The organism is Luteolibacter yonseiensis, assembly GCF_016595465.1.
GTDB classification, from domain to species: domain Bacteria; phylum Verrucomicrobiota; class Verrucomicrobiia; order Verrucomicrobiales; family Akkermansiaceae; genus Luteolibacter; species Luteolibacter yonseiensis.
On sequence record NZ_JAENIK010000012.1, the window covers coordinates 1 to 21,070 of the forward strand.

Genomic DNA, 21,070 nt, shown 5'->3' on the forward strand with positions numbered 1-21,070 from the left:
ATCACGAAATGGATTGACCGGGGGCGGCCGGTCAATCTAGGGTCTCCCCGTCGCCACGACGGAGGGCGACCGAGAGACAGACGGTCGATCGCGGTGCAAACCACCCGATCGGCTTTTTAGTCCCCTCGAAACAAGCTCTTTGACAGTATGGCTCAGCGGTAATCGTGCCAAGTGAGAAAGTGAACCGGTGGATCCTGCGAAGGATTCAAGTCCTGCGAAGGATTCCGACGCTTCAAGCAAGGCGGTCGTAAGCAGACTATGATATCGCTGGGAAGAGGAAAAAGATTAAATTGTGCGCTGCGCATCTGGTTTCAATATCGAAACAGTGCGCGGAAGTTGGCTCTTGAAGTCAACAACCCCGATTTGAATCGCGGGTGCCGGCGACGGCATCTGAAAGATCAGATCATTTTTACGGAGAGTTTGATTCTGGCTCAGAACGAACGCTGGCGGCGTGTTTAAGACATGCAAGTCGCACGGGATCAGTTGAGTAGTAATACAATTCTGGTTTAGTGGCGCACGGGTGAGTAACATGTGAATTACATGCCCTTCAGTGGGGAATAGCCCAGGGAAACTTGGATTAATACCCCATGGTATCGCAAGATTAAAGGTGGCCGCAAGGCTGTCGCTGAAGGATTGGTTCGCACCCTATCAGCTTGTTGGCGAGGTAACGGCTCACCAAGGCTACGACGGGTACCTGGTCTGAGAGGACGATCAGGCACACTGGAACTGAGACACGGTCCAGACACCTACGGGTGGCAGCAGTCGAGAATAATTCACAATGGGGGCAACCCTGATGGTGCAACGCCGCGTGGAGGATGACGGTCTTCGGATTGTAAACTCCTGTCATCTGGGAGTAAGGCATGGCTGTTAATAGCGGACATGATTGATAGTACCAGAAGAGGAAGGGACGGCTAACTTCGTGCCAGCAGCCGCGGTAATACGAAGGTCCCGAGCGTTGTTCGGAATCACTGGGCGTAAAGGGAGCGTAGGCGGCGCGGTAAGTCAGATGTGAAATCCCGGGGCTCAACCCCGGAACTGCATCCGATACTGCCGTGCTTGAGGATTGGAGAGGTAGCTGGAATTCTTGGTGTAGCAGTGAAATGCGTGGAGATCAAGAGGAACACTCGTGGCGAAAGCGAGCTACTGGACAATTCCTGACGCTGAGGCTCGAAGGCTAGGGTAGCGAAAGGGATTAGATACCCCTGTAGTCCTAGCAGTAAACGGTGCACGCTTGGTGTGAGGGGAATCGACCCCCCTTGTGCCGGAGCTAACGCGTTAAGCGTGCCGCCTGGGAAGTACGGTCGCAAGACTAAAACTCAAAGAAATTGACGGGGACCCGCACAAGCGGTGGAGTATGTGGCTTAATTCGATGCAACGCGAAGAACCTTACCAAGGCTTGACATGCATCTCTAAGCGCGTGAAAGCGCGTGACCCTTCGGGGAATTTGCACAGGTGCTGCATGGCCGTCGTCAGCTCGTGTCGTGAGATGTTGGGTTAAGTCCCGCAACGAGCGCAACCCTTGTGATTAGTTGCCAGCACGTGAAGGTGGGAACTCTAGTCAGACTGCCCAGATCAACTGGGAGGAAGGTGGGGACGACGTCAGGTCAGTATGGCCCTTACGCCTTGGGCTGCACACGTACTACAATGCCCAGCACAATGAGAACCGAGACCGCGAGGTGGAGGAAATCTGCAAAACTGGGCTCAGTTCGGATTGGAGGCTGCAACTCGCCTCCATGAAGTTGGAATCGCTAGTAATGCCGTATCATCTACGACGGCGTGAATACGTTCCCGGGTCTTGTACACACCGCCCGTCACATCATGGAAGCCGGTCGCACCCGAAGTGCCCGTACCAACCGCAAGGGGGTAGGGTCCTAAGGTGTAGCTGGTAACTGGGATGAAGTCGTAACAAGGTAGCCGTAGGGGAACCTGCGGCTGGATCACCTCCTTTCTACGGAGAAATTCACAAACCGTTCTCACGGTCCCTGTGAAAGGTCGAGACCCCGCTCCCGGCAACGGGGGATGGGGTTGTCAAAACGCAAGTTAGACACCTGAAACACTTAAAACCGGAACATCGCAGGATGTTCCAAACCAAAAAACCACGCAACTGTGTATTTATTGATAGGTTACGCAGTGCACAATTTAATCTTTTCTCCTCACTTCAACACCACCCCGTGAAACGGGCACCCTCGGTAAAGGGGGTTTAGCTCAGTTGGTAGAGCGTCTGCTTTGCAAGCAGAATGTCAACGGTTCGAATCCGTTAACCTCCACCATCTTTCATGAAGCGCCTCGGACTCCGGCAACGGAGGGAACGCTTTGTGGAATCCAAATGGGCCTGTAGCTCAGTTGGTTAGAGCACCGCCTTGATAAGGCGGGGGTCATAGGTTCGAGTCCTATCAGGCCCACCATTCCATTACCGAAGAGATTGAAGTTCCATACTGAAAAAACGAGTCCGCTCTTTGACATCCACATGGAGAAACAAATAATTTCAAGACTGCAATAAATATTGATGACTCATAAAGAGCCATTCTTAGCGGTCCTTGAATATATTCTAATTCCCAAATACATCAATTTTTACGGCAAAGCCGGCAGAGATGCCGGCAGTAGGCAGGTCGAAAGACCTGCAAAGCGTGGAAACTATCCTCATCGGAAGATAAGGAAAAGTCCGCGTGGCTGATTTCAATTAGGAATCAAGCTTTAAAGGGCACACAGTGGATGCCTTGGTGCTAACAGGCGATGAAGGACGTGTTAAGCTGCGATAAGCTTCGGGGAGCGGCAAATACGCTTTGATCCGGAGATTTCCGAATGGGGTAACCTGGTGGTTTTAATAAGCCATCGTTTCTTTCCGAAGCCCGATCTTAGGATCATATGGGAAGTTAAGAAAGAAGACGCGATACCCGGTGAAGTGAAACATCTCAGTAACCGGAGGAAAAGAAAGAGAATCGATTCCGTCAGTAGTGGCGAGCGAAAGCGGATCAGCCCAAACCGGGAGCTTGCTCCCGGGGTTGTAGGACCCCGTCATGGGACCTCAATGGATAGGTGAAGGAACTGGAAAGTTCCGGCACAGAGGGTGATACCCCCGTAACCGAAATCCAACGAGGCCTTAGGGAGTTCCTGAGTAATACGGCACACGTGAAACGCCGTATGAATCTGTGCCGACCACGGCATAAGGCTAAATACTAGTTAGCGACCGATAGTGAACAAGTACCGTGAGGGAAAGGTGAAAAGAACCGCTGTGAGCGGAGTGAAATAGAACCTGAAACCGTGTGCCTACAAGGTGTCAGAGTCCCTTCGGGGATGATGGCGTGCCTTTTGCTTAATGAGTCTGCGAGTTAGTATGTGTGGCGAGCCTAAGTCCTTAGGGGACGGAGGCGAAGCGAAAGCGAGTCCGAACAGGGCGACCTTAGTTGCACGTGCTAGACCCGAAGCGGAGGTGATCTACCCTTGGCCAGGTTGAAGCGCAGGTGATACTGCGTGAAGGACCGAACAGGTGAATGTTGAAAAATTCTCTGATGAGCTGAGGGTAGGAGTGAAAGGCTAATCAAACCCCGTGATAGCTGGTTCTCCTCGAAATGCATTGAGGTGCAGCGTCGCGTGTTTATGAATGGGGGTAGAGCACTGAAAGGGCTAGGGGGCATACCCGTCTACCAACCCCTATCAAACTCCGAATACCATTCAACAGAACGCGGCAGTGAGACGGTGGGGGATAAGCTTCATCGTCAAAAGGGAAACAACCCTGATCAGCAGCTAAGGTGCCTAAATAACGCTAAGTGGAAAGGATGTGGAATTTCACAGACAGTGAGGATGTTGGCTTAGAAGCAGCCACCATTTAAAAAGTGCGTAATAGCTTACTCATCGAGAGATTCCGCGCCGAAAATGATTGGCGATAAGCGTTATACCGAAGCTCTGGGCTTCCGTCCCTGGGGACGGGAGCGGTAGAGGAGCATTCTTGATTGCATTGAAGCGCGATGGCGACTGACCGTGGAGTATCAAGAAGAGAGGATGCAGACATGAGTAACGATAAGACGGGTGAGATCCCCGTCCGCCGTAAACCCAAGGTTTCCCGGGCTACGATTTTCGTCCCGGGGTTAGTCAGGACCTAAGGTGAGGCCGACAGGCGTAACCGATGGACAGCAGGTTAATATTCCTGCACTTCCGACCCTTAACCCGGATTGACGCATTTTTGGAGGTAACTAGGTGATTGAATTCCGAGGTGAGGCTACGGCCGATCCGCATTACCAAAGAAGGTGCCGAGAAAAGATCCGGTGTATGCTAAGGAACCTGTACCGTAAACCGACACAGGTGGGTGGGTAGAATATACCAAGGCGTAAGAGTGAACCCTGGTTAAGGAACTCGGCAAATTGGCCCCGTAACTTCGGGAGAAGGGGTGCCTAGGTTTACCTAGGCCGCAGTGAAATGGCCCAACCGACTGTTTAGCAAAAACACAGCATTCTGCCAAGACGCAAGTCCAAGTATAGGATGTGACACGTGACCAATGCGGAAAGATTAAGGCAAGATGTTAGCAGCAATGCGAAGCTTTGAACCCAAGTCCCCGTGAATGTCGGCCGTAACTATAACGGTCCTAAGGTAGCGAAATTCCTTGTCGGGTAAGTTCCGACCTGCACGAATCGTGAAACGAGTTGGGCGCTGTCTCAACCAGGTGCTCAGTGAAATTGTAATGGCGGTGAAGATGCCGCCTACCCGCAGAAGGACGGAAAGACCCTATAGACCTTAACTGTAAGCTGTCATTGGTTTTTCGATTTTCATGCTCAGCATAAGTGGGAGACTTTGAAGCCATCCTTTAGGGGATGGCGGAGTCGCCAGTGAGATACCACCCTTGGGTGTTGGAAGATCTAACCTCGACCCGTGAATCCGGGCGAGAGACATTGTCAGCCGGTCAGTTTTACTGGGGCGGTATCCTCCCAAAGAGTAACGGAGGAGCGCGAAGGTGGGCTCAGCACGGTCGGTAACCGTGTGTCGAGTGCATAGGCATAAGCCCGCCTAACTGTGAGACCCACAAGTCGAGCAGATACGAAAGTAGGCCTAAGTGATCCGGCGGTTGAATGTGGAATTGCCGTCGCTCAACGGATAAAAGGTACCTTAGGGATAACAGGCTGATTTCATCCAAGAGTTCATATCGACGATGAAGTTTGGCACCTCGATGTCGGCTCGTCGCATCCTGGGGCTGGAGAAGGTCCCAAGGGTCCGGCTGTTCGCCGGTTAAAGCGGCACGCGAGCTGGGTTCAGAACGTCGCGAGACAGTTCGGTCCTCTATCCTCTGTGGGCGCAGGAAAATTGAGGGGTTCAGTTCCTAGTACGAGAGGACCGGAATTGACATACCTCTGGTGCACCGGTTGTCCTGTCAAGGGCATGGCCGGGTAGCTAAGTATGGAACAGATAAGCGCTGAAAGCATCTAAGCGCCAAGCTGCTCCCAAGATGAATTTTCCCCAAAGGATCGTCGAAGACTACGACGTTGATAGGCTTCAGGTGTAAGTGCGGTAACGTATTCAGCCGAGAAGTACTAATCATCCGTTTGGCTTGATTCCTATTTTTGAATTAGTGAAGACAAGAGACCGTGAATGGACCTGAGGAAATCAGGTTTTGGAATTATTGAAAACTCCGTGTGGATGTCAGGGAGCGGGCGAAGGGAACGAAGCCCGCTTGACCGTCGACAAAGACATAGCTCAGATCGTCAGAGATTCAGTTTTGCGCCAATGGAAGTTGGCTCCAGGATTGCCCTCTGGTGACCAGAGCGCGGTGGAACCACCCGGTCCCATTCCGAACCCGGAAGTGAAACGCCGCAGCGCCGATGGTAGTGAGACGATAGGTCTTGTGAGAGTAGGTCGTCGCCAGGTATATGCCCGGCTCCTGTAAAAGGGAGCCGGGCTCTTTTTTTGTGCGGGGGGAGGAGAGAGGGAAGGGTGGAAAGGGTGGAAAGGATCGTGGAGAGAGGAGGAGCATAACCGGTGGAGCTCAACCGGGGAGCACAACCGGGGTAGAAGAGGAGAAACGGTGGAAACGGTGGAAACGGTGGGGAGTGGGAACAATCGACTCTTCGTCGTCGGGGACAGCACGGGACAATCCGAGCCATGCTCCACAGGAGGATCGGGATCGCCCGCCGCCACGGCCGACGAACCGCATGCGGATCCACCGAGGTGTCCTTGAATGGGTGCCCGGGATGAAACGGACCGGGATCGGTCATCTGTCGATCAGGAACCGGAAATTCACGAGAAAACCAGCCAAGGAGAACCGGCAATCAGGAATCAAACCGCCTGGGCCGGTCGCGCGAAACATCGGTTGCCGCAAACCATTTTCAATTCCGGGCCACCTGTCCGGCTGGCCGGTCAAATGCGTGATCTCATGCGTAGCACCGGAGAAACAAAGGCAATGCCAAAGAAGCGGAGCTGTAGGATTTTCAACCTCCCCGGGATTATCCGTGGGACAGGATGTCCCCCGGAGCGATCGTCAGAATGACGACGCCCCGTTGACTGCCCGTCGGAAGAGTTGATACCGAAGAACCGATGCCGGGGGCTGATGCCGGGGACTGATGCCGAAGGGAGCGTGTTTACCCTGAACGCTGTGTGCCGTGGACATGCTGTCCGGCTGCGGAACGAAACTGGGTCCGGAGGCAGGATGAAACGCGATCGGGAGGCGGTGGATCTGGTGAATCCGGAAGCCCTGTTTCTTCGGCGTATGATCCGTGGGAAAGGAACTTGGAATCCGTCGGAAAGGGACTTGGAAAATCCACTAGGTCATGCTCCGGCAGCTTCTGATCGAACCGGAGTGTGGAAAGCCAAGCTTGGGCGGGAGCTCCGCGGGATTCGGGAATACCGTGAGCCGGTCTGGGTTCCGGTGGATAGGCTGGAGCCGGACTCACACCGGCGGACTCATGCCTCGAACTTCGGAGACTGGCCCAGGAAGCGACGGGGATTCTTGTAAATGATCTGTTCGATGTCTTCCGCAGTGTGCCTGCGGCGTTTCATTTCCAGCGCGCATTTCGGGACAGCTAGGGGATCGGAGTGACCCCAATCACAGGCGGAATTCATCCAAAGGCGTTCGGCACCGTAGATTTCGAGCATGTCGATGGCGCGGTGCGGAGAGCATTTGCTTTCCGGGTAGAGCGTCATGCCGGCCCAGTAGCCGGCGTCAAGCACGTGGGAGATGGTGTGTTCCTCGACGTGGTCGATGATGATTTTCCCACGGTCCAGTTTGGAAAACGATGCGAGTGAATCGAGGATCAGCTTGGTTCCCTTGAGTTTGTCCTCAAGATGGGGAGTGTGGATGAGAATGGGGAGATCCCGGTCCTGCGCGAGCTGCACGTGCGCTTCGAAGATTTCCAATTCGTTCCGGGTGTTCTTGTTCAGGCCGATTTCGCCAATGCCCAATACCGTCGGACAATCGAGGAACCGCGGGATGAGGTCCATGACCTCGCGGGCGAATCCCGGGTCATCAGCTTCCTTCGGATTGATGCAGAGCCACGAGTAATGCCTGATGCCGTATTTCGCCGCGCGCTTGGGTTCGTATTCGGTGAGCTGGCGGAAATAGTCGTAAAATCCGTCGGCGGAGGAGCGGTCGAAGCCTGCCCAGAAGGCGGGCTCGCAAATTGCCTCGCAGCCGGAAAGGGCGAGTTTCTCGTAGTCGTCGGTCGTCCGGCTGACCATGTGGCCGTGTGGCTCTATGTATTTCATGAAAAAAGTTGATGGAGGATGGTGGGAAGCTGATGGAGGGGATGAGCGAGGCAGAGGCGGGTGTTTCCCGCCTCCCGGACATCAACCTTCCACACCCGGCTTTCTTGTTGGGAGGGCCGCGCCGAAGGCTCCTTGGAAAGGGGCGCTTCCGGAAATTTCCCCGCTATGGTCCGAAAAGGACTCCAGGACGACGCGGGCGCGGTCAGGACGGTCGGAGAGAAGGATGGGAAGTGCTGTCTTCATCGCGGTGAACCGGTAGTCTTCTTCGCCCTCGTGGCGATCGATGCGGTCGAGGAACGCGGCGAGGTCGATGAGCTTGTGTCTAGCGTCGATGAATTGCAGGTCTAGGAGGTCCTTCTTGCTCGGCATGGGGAAAGTTTAAGCAGGGATTTATAAATTCCTATCCCGAAGAATGGGGAAAATGAGGTGCCGCTTGCGCGACGGGCGGGGATGGTGTGAGCTTCGGGCGTGTTAGCGACTTACGTGCATGATTTGGATCCCGTGGCCCTGCCGATTTACGGCGGACTGGCGCTGAGGTGGTATGGACTGGCCTATCTGATGGGCTTCGTGGCGGGATTTCTGCTGCTGAAGAACCTCGCACAACGTGGCTTATGGGTGTTGAAGCCGGAGAAAACGGCGGATTTCATCGCCGCATGTGCCTTGTTCGGGGTGTTTTTGGGCGGGCGGCTGGGCTATATCCTTCTTTATTTCAAGGACGGAGCGATCAACTGGGAGTGGTTTGGAAACCTGTTTTCTTCAGGACAAAACCATGTAGCCGTATCCTTGGTCAATGCGGAGTGGGTGAACGCCATCGCGCAAAATCCTTCGGTCGTTTTCCGGGTATGGGAAGGAGGGATGGCAAGCCACGGTGGCATCCTTGGGTTGGCAATCTTCACTTGGATTTATGCGAAGAAAAACAAGGTGTCATGGGCCGGCCTGGCCGATGGCCTCTGCGTGGTTGGGCCGTTGGGCCTGTTTTTCGGGCGCATGGCGAATTTCATCAACGGAGAATTATATGGCCGTGTGGCGGATGGAGTGGCATGGGCGGTGAAATTTCCCAAGTCTCTCGAACTTGAATCCCAGGACGTGCAGGGCGCGGCCTGGCAGGCCTGCACACAGGTCGAGCCTTCGCTGGCAAAGGCGACTTCTCTCGATCAACTTGTTACCGTCGCACGCGAGAATCCCAAAGTGTCGGAGACACTCGGTGAATTCCTGCAACCACGCCACCCGTCACAGATTTACGAAGGTTTGTTGGAGGGCCTCCTGCTTTTCCTGATTCTCTACACGGTGCGGGTGAAATTTAAAAATGCCCCGACGGGTCTCATTACCGGACTGTTTTTCGCTCTCTACGCGATTTTCAGAATTCTCGGCGAACAATTCCGCGAACCGGATGCCGAGCTGGTGAGGCTCCTCACGAAAGGACAGTTTTTCTCCATCTTCATGTTCCTCTTCGCCGCGGCTTTTTTCGTCCACGCATGGCGGGAGGCAAGAAAGGGGCTGACCAGAGGCTGACAAGGGTGGCCCGCAGCGCCACCCTCCGGAAACATCAGCCCCTGCGGAAGCCACCTCACACCTCGCCGAACAATTCGCGGGCGGTGTAGGCCATGCCGATGGCCGCCGCCGCGTCACCGCCGCTGGCCCATTCGAACTGCGTGGTCACCTTGTCCGGGTCGAGCGGACTGTTGCGGTAAACCGGCCACGCACGTTCCGCGAAGCCTTCGCCGATCCACTCCATGTATTGGTCGCGGAAGGTGGTTTCCGCCAGACCGCCACCGATGACGACGAGGCCGGGATCCACGGTGCGGACCATGTCGGCGATCGCATAGCCGAGGATGTAACCCTGCTGTTTGAAGATCTGGACCGCGAGCTGGTCGCCTTTTTCCGCAAAGTCACGGAGCTTGAAGGCTTTCTCCTCGACCGGCGTGTCGCCCTCGTTGAGCGGGTGGGTGGTCCACTCGGGTTTGGCGAGTTCAAGGCGCAGGCGGCGGCGCAGAGCGACCAGTGAGACCCATGCCTCCGCACAGCCTTTCAAGCCGCAGGAGCAGGTGGGGAGTTCTCCATCGTCCTCACGGAATGGCACGCTGATGTGTCCGACTTCAAGAGCCATGCCGTTCGCGCCTTCGTAGCCACGTCCGCCCGGCAGGACAAGGCCGCCACCGAGCCCGGTGCCTGGCGCGACGAGCAGCAGGCTGCCGAAGTGTTTCCGGCGCAGCGCGTATTCACCGAGTGCGGCGGCATTGCCGTCGTTCGTCATGTAGACCGGCACGCCGGTGCGTTCGGAAAGTTTTCCACGGATGTCCGTGCCCACCCAGTCGCTGCCGAGATTCGCCTGGCCCCAGATCACGCCGTCGCTGCTGGGGGCGGGCACATCAAGACCGATGCCGGCGATGGCGCTCTTCTCGATGCCGGCGCCCGCGGCGAGTTGGTCAAGGGCTTGGTCGAGCTGGCCGAATGTCGTCTCATAGCCGTTTTTCACCATGCTGCGAACCTCCGTCAATGGCCCGACTTGTTCGGAGAGATGATTGACCAAAACCGCTTTGACCGTGGTGCCGCCGATATCGAGGCCAGCATAATAAGAAGATTCATTTGCCATGATGCGGAGACTGTTTTCCAGGCACCGCACTGTCAAGAAATTGGCAACCCCACAACGGGGGGATGTCTCGCTTCCGCAGCTTGGGAATGGTTGCGGACGTGGAGCTTCAGATCACCGCGTTCGCCAGCAGGATGATCACGATGGAAACCACGGCGATCCCTGTTTCCACGACGGTCCATGTCTTCAAGGTTTGGGAAATGGACATGCCGAGGTATTCCTTCACGAACCAGAAGCCCGAGTCGTTCACGTGGGAAAGGATCAGGGATCCGGCGCCCATCGCGAGCACCAGCAGCTCGCGGTTCGTATCCGGCCGGGCTTCCACGACGGGCAGCATCAGTCCCGCGGCCATGGTGATGGACACCGTGGCCGATCCCACCGCGATGCGCAGCAGCCCGGCGATGATCCAGCCTAACAGGATGGGTGTCACCGGGATTTGTACTGCAAGATCGGCGATGGCCTTGGCCACGCCGGAGTGTTCCAGCACCTTGCTGAAGCCGCCGCCGGCTCCGACCACCAGGAAGATGCTCGCCGCAGGACCGACGCATTGTTCGGTGAATTTCAGAATCTCACCGCCCTTGAGTCCGCAGTGGGTGCCGAACGCCCAGAAAGAGAACACCACGGCGATGAGCATGGCCACCACCGGCGCTCCGATGAAGTCCGCCACCTGCCGCACCGTGTTTTCCGGCGGCAGCGACACGTCCGCCGCCGTGGCGACAAGCATCAGCAGCACCGGCAGCAGCATGGTGAAAATGCTCAGGGCGAATCCGGGAGGGCGGGGGGCTGCCGCTTTTCCGGAAGCTTCGGCACCCAGTCCGCCGATGGCCACCGGCACGCGCGGGGCGACCCAGCGGGCGAGAAACGGACCGGTGATGAGCGCGGTGGGAAGACCGACTGCGATCGACCAGAGAATCGTTTTTCCGGTGTCAGCACCGATTTTTCCGATGGCCACCATCGGACCGGGATGCGGCGGGATGAGTCCGTGGGCCACGGAGAGTCCGGCGGCGAGAGGCAGCGCGAGATAGAGGATCGGTGTCTTCGTCTGCCGGGCGAGCATGAAGGCGATGGGACCTAACAGGACGATGCCGACACCGAAAAACACGGAAATTCCCACGAGAAACGCCACCAGCATCACGGCGTAGTCGAGCCGCTTGATTCCTAACAGATTCACCATCCGGTTCGCGATCACCTCCGCCGCTCCGGACTCGGCGAGCAGTTTTCCCAGAATGGTCCCCAGTCCGATGATCATCGCCAGGAAGCCCAGCGTGTTCCCCACACCTTCCTGGAAGCTCTTTGAAATGCCCGGCAGCGGCATGCCGGAACCGACCCCTACGACGAGGGATGCGATCATCAGCGCGATGAACGCGTTGCACTTGAAGCGGGCGATCAGGACGATGAGACCGATGATGGCCGCCAGCGCGAGCAGCAGCAGACCATTCGGTGAAAGCATGGCAATGGGTAAATCCATGAAACGAAACCTGAACAAACCATCCCGGTGTGGGAATCCCTAATTCATGTCCCCCAAAAAGTGGAAATTTCAAACTTCCCCCCTCGCGGATCGCCCATTTTACTCACCGTATGTCCGCGAAAATCGCTCTCAAACCCAAGATCCAGCTCGGCGTCGTGCCGACCCATTTCAAATTCGTCGGTGGAATCGTGCCCGATGAGAACGGAAAATTTCCTCGCGACGCGGACGGCGCGCTGCTCATCCTGTCGGAAATGAAGAAACTCGGCGACGCGTCGCCGGTGGCGATGGACATCGTGCAGATCCCGTTCTTCGCCTCGGCCGATGCGGACGAGGTGACCGAGATGATCGATGGTCTGAAGGCGCTCGGCCTTGAAGTGCATTTCATCATCATGGTCGGCGGTGCGAATCCGATGAATCCCGCCGATGAGGATGCCGTGGTCGCCCAGCTTGTCTCGAGCCTCAAGGCCGCGATCAAGCATGGCATCCGCCACGTTTCCTCCACCTCCATCGAGGAATGGATGAGTGCCGACACCGCCCGCACGGGCGATGCCTTCACGGCGGCGGTGGAGCAGAATGTGAAGGTCCACATGCGTGTCTATCAGGAAGCGGGCGTGGAGGGATCGTGTATCGAGAACTGGCACATCGAGTTCCTGCGGCCCGGCGAATTCAAGACGTTCACCAATGTGGACCGTGGCTGGTCCTTCGTGAAGGCCGCGAACCTCGCGCTCGGGAAAAAATTCTTCAAGCTGCTGGTGGACGCCGCGCATTGCGGAGACTCCGGCCTGAGCATCGCGGAAAATGAGAAGCTCATCGCGGAGATCGCCGCCGCGGGCGAGTTCGGCATTTTCCACGCTTCGGCAAAAACCACGCGCGGCTGTCTCTCGACGGACGATGGCTGGATCGGCGCGCTTCTCACCGCCGCCGCGAAATCCGGAGAGCTGAAGCACGTTTTCGTGGAAGTGTTCGACCACGAGGATCCGGCGTTGGAACTCGTCAGGAAGCTGGATCCCGGCCACGGCGTGGATACCCGTGACGGCCGGAGCTACATGCAGGTGACGGCGGACGGCCTGGGCGATGTCGCCCACCGCCTGAACAACCTGAAGGTCCGCGGATTCCTCAACGCCTGACAGACATGAGAACCGTCAATGGCGAGCCGTCATTCCATCTCGGCACGCCCGAGCTGGATCTCCATCTCACCGCACGCGGCGGACACATGGCACCGGTGGTTTTCCACCTGGCCGGTCGTGATGTCTCGCCGTATTCGCTCTCGCCATGGGAGCCTGCGGAATATCCGGAACTACCGCCGTTGCTCTCGGTGCTGCGGGGGGATTTTCTGTGCTTTCCCTTCGGTGGGCAGGAGGTGGGACCACCACACGGAGAAACGGCGAATGCGGAGTGGATGCGGTTGGAATCCGACGGGCGTTCGCTCCGTTGCAGGATCGACACGACCGACAGCGGAGCCGGAGTGGTGAAAACCCTGGAGACACGGGAGGGCCACCATGCGGTTTATTTCACCCACGAGATTTCCGGAGCGGAAGGTGAGTTCAGCTATGGCAACCATCCGGTCATCGATTTTTCGAATCTTGCGGAAGGCGAGGGGAGGGTGACGACGAGCGCGTTCCACTGGGCCTCCGTTTACCCCGGAGCGTTTTCAAATCCTGCCGAGGGTGAAACCCAGGTTTTTGAGAAAGGCGCGGTGATCACCGATCTCAGCGCGGTCGCGCTGGCCGCGGGCGGCACGCTGGATCTGACGCATTACCCCACGCCCGTGGGTCACGAGGATCTCGTGATGGTCGCCCATCAGCCGGTTACGGACGAGCAACCCTTCGCGTGGTCGGCGGCGGTGCTGGACGGGTATGTCTGGTTTTCGCTGAAAAATCCGGTGGATTTTCCGAGCACCATCCTGTGGATTTCCAATGGCGGCCGGACCGCCGCACCATGGCTCGGGCGGCACCGCGGGCGCATGGGCATCGAGGACGTCTGTTCCCATTTCGCGGATGGCGTGGTCGAGTCGCGCCGGGGCTTACTAGAGAAACATGGAGTAGCGACGACGAGGACTTTCCGGAAAGATGCACCCGTCACGCTGCGCAATATCCATGCGGTGGCGGCGCTGCCCGATGGCTTTGGAGCCGTGGGCCGCATCGTTCCGGCTGGAGAAGACGCGGTGAAACTCATCGGCACGTCCGGCGGGGAGATCGTCGTGCCGCTTCACTGGCGGCACGTTGTCCGGCCTGCCTGATATGTCTGATTTCATGTAAATTTCCAAAAATCCACCCGTAACATTCCGACTTAACCAACCCAATGAGCGTTCCTCTCACCACCGCCGACCTATCCACCACCACGACGAATCTCAAGGCCCTCATCGACGGGCATCTGGAGGACACCGGCGGTCTTTTGCGTCTTTCCCCCACCTGGGTGCCGCGCTCGTTCCTGCAGCCCGGTCTGCGCATCAAGCTGCATCCCGATGACACCTATGCCTACGGACTGAACCGCGGCGGCATCGACGAGCGCTGGTTCGGCTCCACCACGGAAACGGCGAACGAAGGGCGTGCGGCGGACGAGGGGCTTTCCTATGTCATCGTCGGCAACGAGCGCTTCACCCTGCGTGACGCCATCGCCGAGAGCGGCGCGGCCATCATCGGCCAGACGATGTGGGACAAGTATGGCAAATGGCCGGTTTACTCGAAGTTCTTCGACAACATGGGACCCATCCCGCACCACATGCACCAGAGCGCGGAGCAGGCTGCGCTGGTCGGCCAGGAAGGCAAGCCGGAGAGTTATTATTTCCCGCCGCAGCACAACAATGTGGGGAACAATTTCCCATACACGTTCATGGGCTTCGAACCGGGCACGACCCGCGACCAGGTCTACAAGTGCATCAAGAACTGGAACAAGGGTGAGAACGGCATCCTCGACCTTTCGAAAGCCTACCGTCTCAAGGTCGGCACCGGCTGGCTCATCGATCCCTGCATCCTCCACGCTCCGGGTTCCCTCTGCACCTACGAACCCCAGTGGGGCTCGGACGTCTTCGGCATGTATCAGAACCTTGTCGAAGGCCGCGAGGTGCCATGGTCGCTCCTCGTGAAGGACATGCCGCAGGACAAGCACCAGGACATCGACTTCATCATCGACCAGCTCGACTGGGAGAAGAACGTCGATCCGAACTTCAAGGACAACCACTACCTCGAACCTGTCACCTCCAGCAAGGGCGAGGGCTTCCATGACAAGTGGATCGTCTATGGAAAAGTGGATGGTTTCCAATATTTCACCGCGAAGGAAATCACCGTCGAGCCGGGACAGACCGTCACCATCAAGGACAATGGCGCGTATTCGCTCATCGTCGTGCAGGGCGAGGGCTTCGCGAACAAGCTCCGCCTGAACTGCCCGAAACTGCTCCGCTTCAACGAGCTCGCGAACGACGAGTTCTTCTGCACCGAGTCCGCCGCGAAACAAGGCGTCACGTTCACCAACACGTCCCTCACCGAGCCTCTCGTCGCCCTGCGTTACTTCGGACCGGAAGTGAATCCGGATGCTCCTGCCATGGGTGCTTATAAAAACCAGTAATCTTCATTGCGATGCGAAATAATCCGCTCTTACGCCTGGCTACCGGACTCATCGCAGTCATTGCCGGATTGGCATTGGTGATCAAGGGAGAGCGCGGGTGGATGCTGGTGATGGTTGGTCTTCCAGTTTTCTTCATCGGACTCGCATCGCTAACAACTTCCAAACACAAGAAACCTTAGTAATATGAAACTTCACAATGCCATGTGGCCCGGTCTCGTCGGCAAGGAACCCGGCACGGACCACCCGCCGATCTCGCTCGATCACATGCTCGAACTCACCGCCGCCACCGAGGTGAACGGCCGCAAGTTTGACGGTGTGGATCTTTTCCTTTTCCACCCGCATACGGACCCCGATATTTCGGATGACGATCTGAAAGCGATGGCGGACAAGATCGCCGGTTACGGACTCGGTGTGGGTTCGCTTGTCGCCCCCATCTGGCCGGGGACCGTGGGGGCCTCGGCCATGGGGTCTGCGGAAGATCAGGGGAAATTCCTGCTCGCGGTGGAAAAGGCGTGCCGCATCGCCAAAATTCTCAACGAGCATGGTGTGCGCAAGTCAGGCGTCATCCGCATCGACTCCGCGACCGGCCCCGCCGAATGGGTGAACGATCCTGCGGGCAACACCAAGAAGATCGCGGAGACCTTCCAGAAGGCGGGCAAGATCGCCGCCGGTTACGGCGAGCGCCTCGCGGCGGAAGGGGAGATCTGCTGGGCGGGCATGCACTCGTGGAAAGCCATGCTCGACACGCTCGAAGCCACCGCGATGCCCGGCGTCGTCGGCTTCCAGGCGGACCTCGCGCACACCTATCTTTATCTGCTGGGCTACAACGCACCGGAGGCCGCCCTCCTTCAGGAAGGTTATACCGAAGAGGAGTTCTGGTCTGCTTACAAGATCATGACCGACGGCCTGCGCCCATGGACCTTGGACTTCCACGTCGCCCAGAACGACGGCTCGGTCCACGGCACCGGCTCGCACGACAAGACCGGCCGCCACTGCCTCGCGGATGATCCGAATGGCAAACTCGACATCGCCCGCGCTTCCAGCTACTGGCTCAAGGACGCCGCCGACCGTGGCATCCAGCACATCTGTTGGGATGGCTGCATGTTCTCCAACGAGACATTGGAAAACCCGAAGACTTGGGAACACATCCTTGAAGCGATGATCTCCGTCGAGAAGGCGATTTGAACCCGGCATCAGACGTTGGACATCGAACATCGAAGTTAAGAATTCATTTATGAAAAAACCTATCCGCATCGGCCTCATCGGCTATGGCTTCATGGGCCGCACCCACTCGAACGCCTACTCGCAACTCTCCCATTTCTTCGACACCGAGCACTATCCCGTCCGCCAGGCGGTCTGTGGCCGTGACGAGGAGAAAGTCAAAGCCTTCGCTGAAAAGTGGGGATACGAGTCCTACGAAACCGACTGGCGCGAGCTCGTCAAACGCGAGGACATCGACGCCATCGACATCTGCACACCGAACGATTCCCACGCCGAGATCGCCCTCGCGTGTATCGAGAATGGCAAGATGATCCTCTGTGAAAAGCCGCTCGCCCTCAATGGCGAACAAGGCGAGAAAATGGTCGAGGCCGTGGAGAAATCCGGCCTGCCGAACCTCGTCTGGTACAACTACCGTTTCCTACCCGCCGTCACCCACGCGAAGAACATCGTGGCCTCCGGTGAACTCGGACGCGTTTTCCATTACCGCGCGAACTTCCTCCAGGATTGGACGATTTCCGAAGAGCTTCCACAAGGCGGGGCGGGCCTCTGGCGTCTGGACGCGGCGGCCGCCGGTTCCGGTGTCACGGGCGACCTTCTCGCCCACTGCATCGACACCGCGCGTTGGATCAACGGCGAGATTGTTTCGGTCAGCGCCATGACGGAAACCTTCATCAAGGAGCGTGTCCACACCGCCACCGGCCAGAAGCACCCTGTCACCATCGACGATGCCTGTGCCTTCCTCGCCCGATTTGAAAATGGCTCGCTCGCGATTTTCGAGTCCACCCGCTACGCCCGTGGCCACAAGGCGCTCAATACCTTCGAGATCAATGGTGAGAAAAAATCCCTTTCCTGGGATCTCCACGATCTCAATTACCTCCAATACTTCGACCACGGAGTTCCCGGCGACCGCCGAGGCTGGAGCAGCATCCATTGCTCGGATGGAGACCATCCGTATGCGGGGAACTGGTGGGTGCCAGGCCTCTGCCTGGGCTACGAACACTCGTTCACCCACGAGCTGGCCGAGTTCTTCAAGTCGCTCGACGATCCATCCGCCGAGAAACGCTACCCGGACTTCCGCCATGCCTTGGGCACGCAGTATGTCTGCGACGCCGTCCTCGAATCCGCCCGCACCAAGCAGTGGGTGGACGTGAAGCAGGCATGAGTCACGCATGCGGGCGGATTCATCCAGCTCCGCCGATGAGAGGTGAAAACCAACGGGCGATGCGCTGTTGAGCCACTTCTCATCGGCATTCCCGACCGTTGGATCAGGCGGGATGTCGGGCCGTCATGAAACGCCGCCCGGGGTGGTCAGATGCGGCGGCGCCCCAGCATTGTTCCGAACAAGACGACTGTTGCGATCGCAACGGAGGATGGTTCCGGAATGATTCCCGCCTGGATGGCCTGGCCCGGCGTATCCTCGAACGCCCAGTCGACGATCGTTCCCTCGACATTGCCGGGGATGAAACGCAGCCAGCCATGGTGGATCGTGGATCCCGCCTCCTTCGTGAACTCGAAAGCCAGGATGCCGGGCTCGTCCGGGACGAATTTGCCCGCGACCGCGGTTGCGGCGGTGTGATATTGCGAAGCCCAGGCATCCGTCATGAATGCGGAGGAAACGTCGATCGTGGTTCCCACCGGCACATTGAGGTAATGGTCGGTTTCCTCCTCGGGATCATAGGTGCTGGTGGCGCTGACGGCCACCGGCCTGAGCAGCTCCCCATTGAAAATACCATATCCGCCCAAGGTGATATTGAGCCAAGGTCCGTCATCAAAACCGGCGGGAAACACGTTCACGATGCTTCCGGTTTCAAAGTTGATGTAGATGCCTTCCAGATCCACCGCCGAGACGGTGAGGTTTTGAGAGCCGCTATAGATCGTGGCGGCGGGTGCCGGCGACTGGATGGTGGCAAGCACCGCTATTCCGACAAGATAGGTTTTCATAATGACATTGACGTCCCACTAACAAAAATCATCGCGCCGGATCAAGTCGTTTTTAAAATTTCGGTATATGGATTGCCAAAAGATATTTCCGGAATTTGGAAAAATCGTGTCAGTCCTTTGCGATGTCCGGAGTTCACGCTTCAGCGGACCGCTCCAGCGTGGTCTTTCACAAGACTCCAGCTCTTTCACGAACCACAGCATGTTCACAGGCCTCCGCTTCTTCAACGAAGTTCGGATTACCATTCGAAAGAGCAAGCTGGCGCTGTCAACTGAAGCTTGAACTCCGGACAATGGCTGCCAGCCGGATGTGTGGTTGTTGAAGCCGTCACGACTCCGGCCCGTGCCTCGAGTCGGATCAGGTTCTTCCGGTAACAGCCGCCCCCGACAAGGCTATGCGGTTGCCTGGACCATGACCTTCTCCAGAAGGTCTCCGAGAACCGGTGGTGACACCGGCTTGCTGAGAAACGCATCCATTCCGGCTTCCAGGCACATGTCGCGTTCCTCCGGCATGGCATTCGCGGTCATGGCGATGATGTGGATGGGACGGGTATGGCGGAGGCGGATTTCCCGTGTCGCGGCGTATCCGTCCATGGTCGGCATCTGGCAGTCCATGAGGATCACATCGTATGGGGTCTTTTCCAGAGCGGACAGCACTTCCAAGCCATCCTTCGCGACGTCCGCCGTGTAGCCGAGGCGCTGGAGCTGCAGGAGCGTCACCCTTTGGTTCACCAGATTGTCTTCGGCGAGGAGGATGCGGAGGCTGGAAACAGGTTTTTGCATGTCGTTGCTTGGCTTGGAGGCGGCGGGCCCGGCAGCGGCTCCGCTGGAATGGTGGCTGAGGATGGTGCTCAAGGCGGAGTGCAGGCGCGTTTGCTTGAGCGGTTTGACCAGATGGCCTTCCACGCCGGCCTCCGTCAGGATGGATTCGGAAAGGTGGTCGCCCAGAGAACTGAGCAGCAGGAGGCGTGTGCCGGAAGTGGCCGGGTCCGACTTGATGAGCTTGGCCAGGGACAGGCCGTCCATGCCGGGCATCTGCATGTCCAGCAGGGCGAGGGTGAAGGGGGCGTCGCCGGTGTTTTCCTTGCGCAGCATTTCCATGGCCTCCTGTCCTCCGCTGGCACTGGTCGAGCTCATCTGGAGATTGGAAAGCTGGAGCTGCAGGATCTTGCGGTTGGTCGCGTTGTCATCCACCACGAGGACACGCATGTCTTCCGGGAAATCCACGACCGCGGGAGCCTGGGGGGACTGGCCGGTCTGCTTTTGAAAACCGGCGCTGAACCAGAACCTCGAACCTTCGCCGGGTTCGCTCTCGACGCCGATCTCCCCGCCCAACGCCTCGACGATCTGGCGGGAAATGCTGAGTCCGAGGCCCGTGCCGCCGTATTTCCGGGCATCCGAACCGTCGGCCTGCACGAATGGTTCGAAAATTCTCAGGCACAGATCCTTGGCGATCCCGATGCCGGTGTCGCGCACCTCGAAGAGCAGGCGGGTTTCCGTTTCGGTTTCCTCCAGCGACGAGACATTGAGGATCACCTCGCCGTCGTTGGTGAATTTCACGGCATTGCTGAGAATGTTGGTGAGGACCTGGCGCAGCCGGCCGGGATCCCCCCGCAGATTGGCGAAGACATCCTTGCCGACATAGCCGACCAGTTCCAGGCCCTTGTGCCGGGCGATGCTGCCGACGATGTCCAACGTGCCCTCGACCACCATGTTGAGATCGAAGTCGCTGGTCTCGAAATGAAGGGAGCCGGACTCGATCTTGGAGGAGTCGAGCAGGTCGTTGATGAGATTCAACAAAAGATCCGCGCTGCCGCGGATCGTGTCGATGTAATCGCGCTGGTCGGCATTCAGTTCGGTATGGAGCAGGAGTTCCGCCATGCCGATGACTCCGTTCATCGGCGTGCGGATCTCATGGCTCATGTTCGCCAGGAAGCGGCTCTTCAGACGGACGGATTCCAGCGCCTCATCACGGGCGATCGACAGTTCTCCAAGCGTTTCATTCAACTGGAGATTGGTTTTTTCAAGTTCCGCGGTCCGGGTCCGGACGGCGCACTCCAGCTTCTCCGCATGAAGGCGGGTCTGCTGGAGGAGGAGCCATTTTCCGGTCAGGGCGTGGGCGCACTGGATCACCTCCACCACGTCGAAGGGTTTCTTGAGGATGAGCAGGCGGTCTGTCAGGCCCAGCCGCTCGACCATTCCCTCCCATGAATAATCGGAGTAGGCGGTGCAGATGACGATCTGGACATCGGGGTCGATCTCCCACAGTCGCGCGGTCGTTTCGATGCCATCCAGACCGGGAGGCATGCGGACATCCATGAAGACGAGCGAATACCGGTAGCCCTTTTCCCTGGAGGCCGCCACCATCTCCAGCGCCTCAAGTCCTTGGGAGGCGAAATCCAGTTTGAACTGCGTTTTCTTCGGCGCGGTGGAAGCGGTGCCGAAAAACGCCGCGTCCTCGTCCTCGAAGTCATCCACGACCGGATCTCCCTCGAGGATTTTGCGGAAATCTTCGTGGATCGCCCGGTTGTCATCCACCACCAGGATGCGGTGGGGGGGATCGGCGGCCGGGGGATGACTTGGAGTGGCTGGGTTCATCTCTG

General features: G+C 57.9%; 12 protein-coding genes, 2 tRNA genes and 3 rRNA genes. 11 read left to right on the forward strand and 6 right to left on the reverse strand.

The annotated features are described in order from the left end of the window. The first annotated feature begins 408 nt into the window (after positions 1 to 408). From JIN84_RS15815 to rrf, 5 genes are all read left to right on the forward strand, one after another. Positions 409 to 1,948: ribosomal RNA gene (locus JIN84_RS15815) — 16S ribosomal RNA — on the forward strand. Positions 1,949 to 2,194: 246 nt separating this feature from the next. Further along, positions 2,195 to 2,270, forward strand: a tRNA-Ala gene (locus JIN84_RS15820). Between the two features lie 58 nt (positions 2,271 to 2,328). Continuing rightward, positions 2,329 to 2,405, forward strand: a tRNA-Ile gene (locus tag JIN84_RS15825). A 280-nt stretch (positions 2,406 to 2,685) separates the two neighbouring features. Next, positions 2,686 to 5,544: ribosomal RNA gene (locus JIN84_RS15830) — 23S ribosomal RNA — on the forward strand. Between the two features lie 193 nt (positions 5,545 to 5,737). Continuing rightward, a 5S ribosomal RNA gene (gene rrf / locus JIN84_RS15835) occupies positions 5,738 to 5,853 on the forward strand. Together the 16S, 23S and 5S rRNA genes with 2 tRNA genes alongside form the textbook arrangement of a ribosomal RNA operon. 1,032 nt (positions 5,854 to 6,885) lie before the next feature. On the opposite strand, the gene JIN84_RS15840 is transcribed toward rrf, so the two are convergent. Both JIN84_RS15840 and JIN84_RS15845 read right to left on the reverse strand, forming a co-directional pair. After that, entirely contained in the window at positions 6,886 to 7,686 is an 801-nt protein-coding gene (locus JIN84_RS15840) for a TatD family hydrolase (RefSeq protein ID WP_200352046.1), read from the reverse strand. Between the two features lie 81 nt (positions 7,687 to 7,767). Then, entirely contained in the window at positions 7,768 to 8,055 is a 288-nt protein-coding gene (locus JIN84_RS15845) for a hypothetical protein (RefSeq protein ID WP_200352047.1), read from the reverse strand. Between the two features lie 99 nt (positions 8,056 to 8,154). On the opposite strand from JIN84_RS15845, the gene lgt reads away from it, so the two are divergent. Further along, positions 8,155 to 9,198, forward strand: a complete 1,044-nt coding sequence (gene lgt / locus JIN84_RS15850) for a prolipoprotein diacylglyceryl transferase (protein WP_200352048.1) — start codon at positions 8,155 to 8,157, stop codon at positions 9,196 to 9,198. A 55-nt stretch (positions 9,199 to 9,253) separates the two neighbouring features. Here the strand turns inward: lgt and JIN84_RS15855 are convergent, their stop codons facing one another. Continuing rightward, positions 9,254 to 10,279: an ROK family protein gene (locus JIN84_RS15855; RefSeq protein WP_200352049.1), complete on the reverse strand. Its 1,026-nt coding sequence runs from the start codon at positions 10,277 to 10,279 to the stop codon at positions 9,254 to 9,256. Positions 10,280 to 10,385: 106 nt separating this feature from the next. Next, positions 10,386 to 11,726: a GntT/GntP/DsdX family permease gene (locus JIN84_RS15860; RefSeq protein ID WP_234043534.1), complete on the reverse strand. Its 1,341-nt coding sequence runs from the start codon at positions 11,724 to 11,726 to the stop codon at positions 10,386 to 10,388. A 128-nt stretch (positions 11,727 to 11,854) separates the two neighbouring features. On the opposite strand from JIN84_RS15860, the gene JIN84_RS15865 reads away from it, so the two are divergent. The 5 genes from JIN84_RS15865 to JIN84_RS15885 all read left to right on the forward strand — a co-directional run bounded on the left by JIN84_RS15865 (position 11,855) and on the right by JIN84_RS15885 (position 17,691). Continuing rightward, on the forward strand, positions 11,855 to 12,871 hold the full coding sequence (locus JIN84_RS15865; protein ID WP_200352051.1) for a hypothetical protein: 1,017 nt from the start codon (positions 11,855 to 11,857) through the stop codon (positions 12,869 to 12,871). A gap of 5 nt (positions 12,872 to 12,876) precedes the next feature. After that, positions 12,877 to 13,983, forward strand: coding sequence for a hypothetical protein (locus JIN84_RS15870; protein ID WP_200352052.1), 1,107 nt, complete (start codon positions 12,877 to 12,879; stop codon positions 13,981 to 13,983). A gap of 62 nt (positions 13,984 to 14,045) precedes the next feature. Next, complete coding sequence (locus JIN84_RS15875) at positions 14,046 to 15,308, forward strand: cupin domain-containing protein (RefSeq protein ID WP_200352053.1); 1,263 nt, start codon at positions 14,046 to 14,048, stop codon at positions 15,306 to 15,308. Positions 15,309 to 15,491: 183 nt separating this feature from the next. Beyond that, positions 15,492 to 16,493, forward strand: coding sequence for an apurinic/apyrimidinic endonuclease family protein (locus JIN84_RS15880; protein WP_234043535.1), 1,002 nt, complete (start codon positions 15,492 to 15,494; stop codon positions 16,491 to 16,493). Positions 16,494 to 16,542: 49 nt separating this feature from the next. Further along, positions 16,543 to 17,691, forward strand: coding sequence for a Gfo/Idh/MocA family protein (locus JIN84_RS15885; protein ID WP_200352054.1), 1,149 nt, complete (start codon positions 16,543 to 16,545; stop codon positions 17,689 to 17,691). 146 nt (positions 17,692 to 17,837) lie between these two features. On the opposite strand, the gene JIN84_RS15890 is transcribed toward JIN84_RS15885, so the two are convergent. Both JIN84_RS15890 and JIN84_RS15895 read right to left on the reverse strand, forming a co-directional pair. Continuing rightward, positions 17,838 to 18,470: a hypothetical protein gene (locus JIN84_RS15890; protein ID WP_200352055.1), complete on the reverse strand. Its 633-nt coding sequence runs from the start codon at positions 18,468 to 18,470 to the stop codon at positions 17,838 to 17,840. Between the two features lie 390 nt (positions 18,471 to 18,860). Next, positions 18,861 to 21,065, reverse strand: coding sequence for a response regulator (locus JIN84_RS15895; RefSeq protein WP_200352056.1), 2,205 nt, complete (start codon positions 21,063 to 21,065; stop codon positions 18,861 to 18,863). Between the last annotated feature and the right edge of the window lie 5 nt (positions 21,066 to 21,070).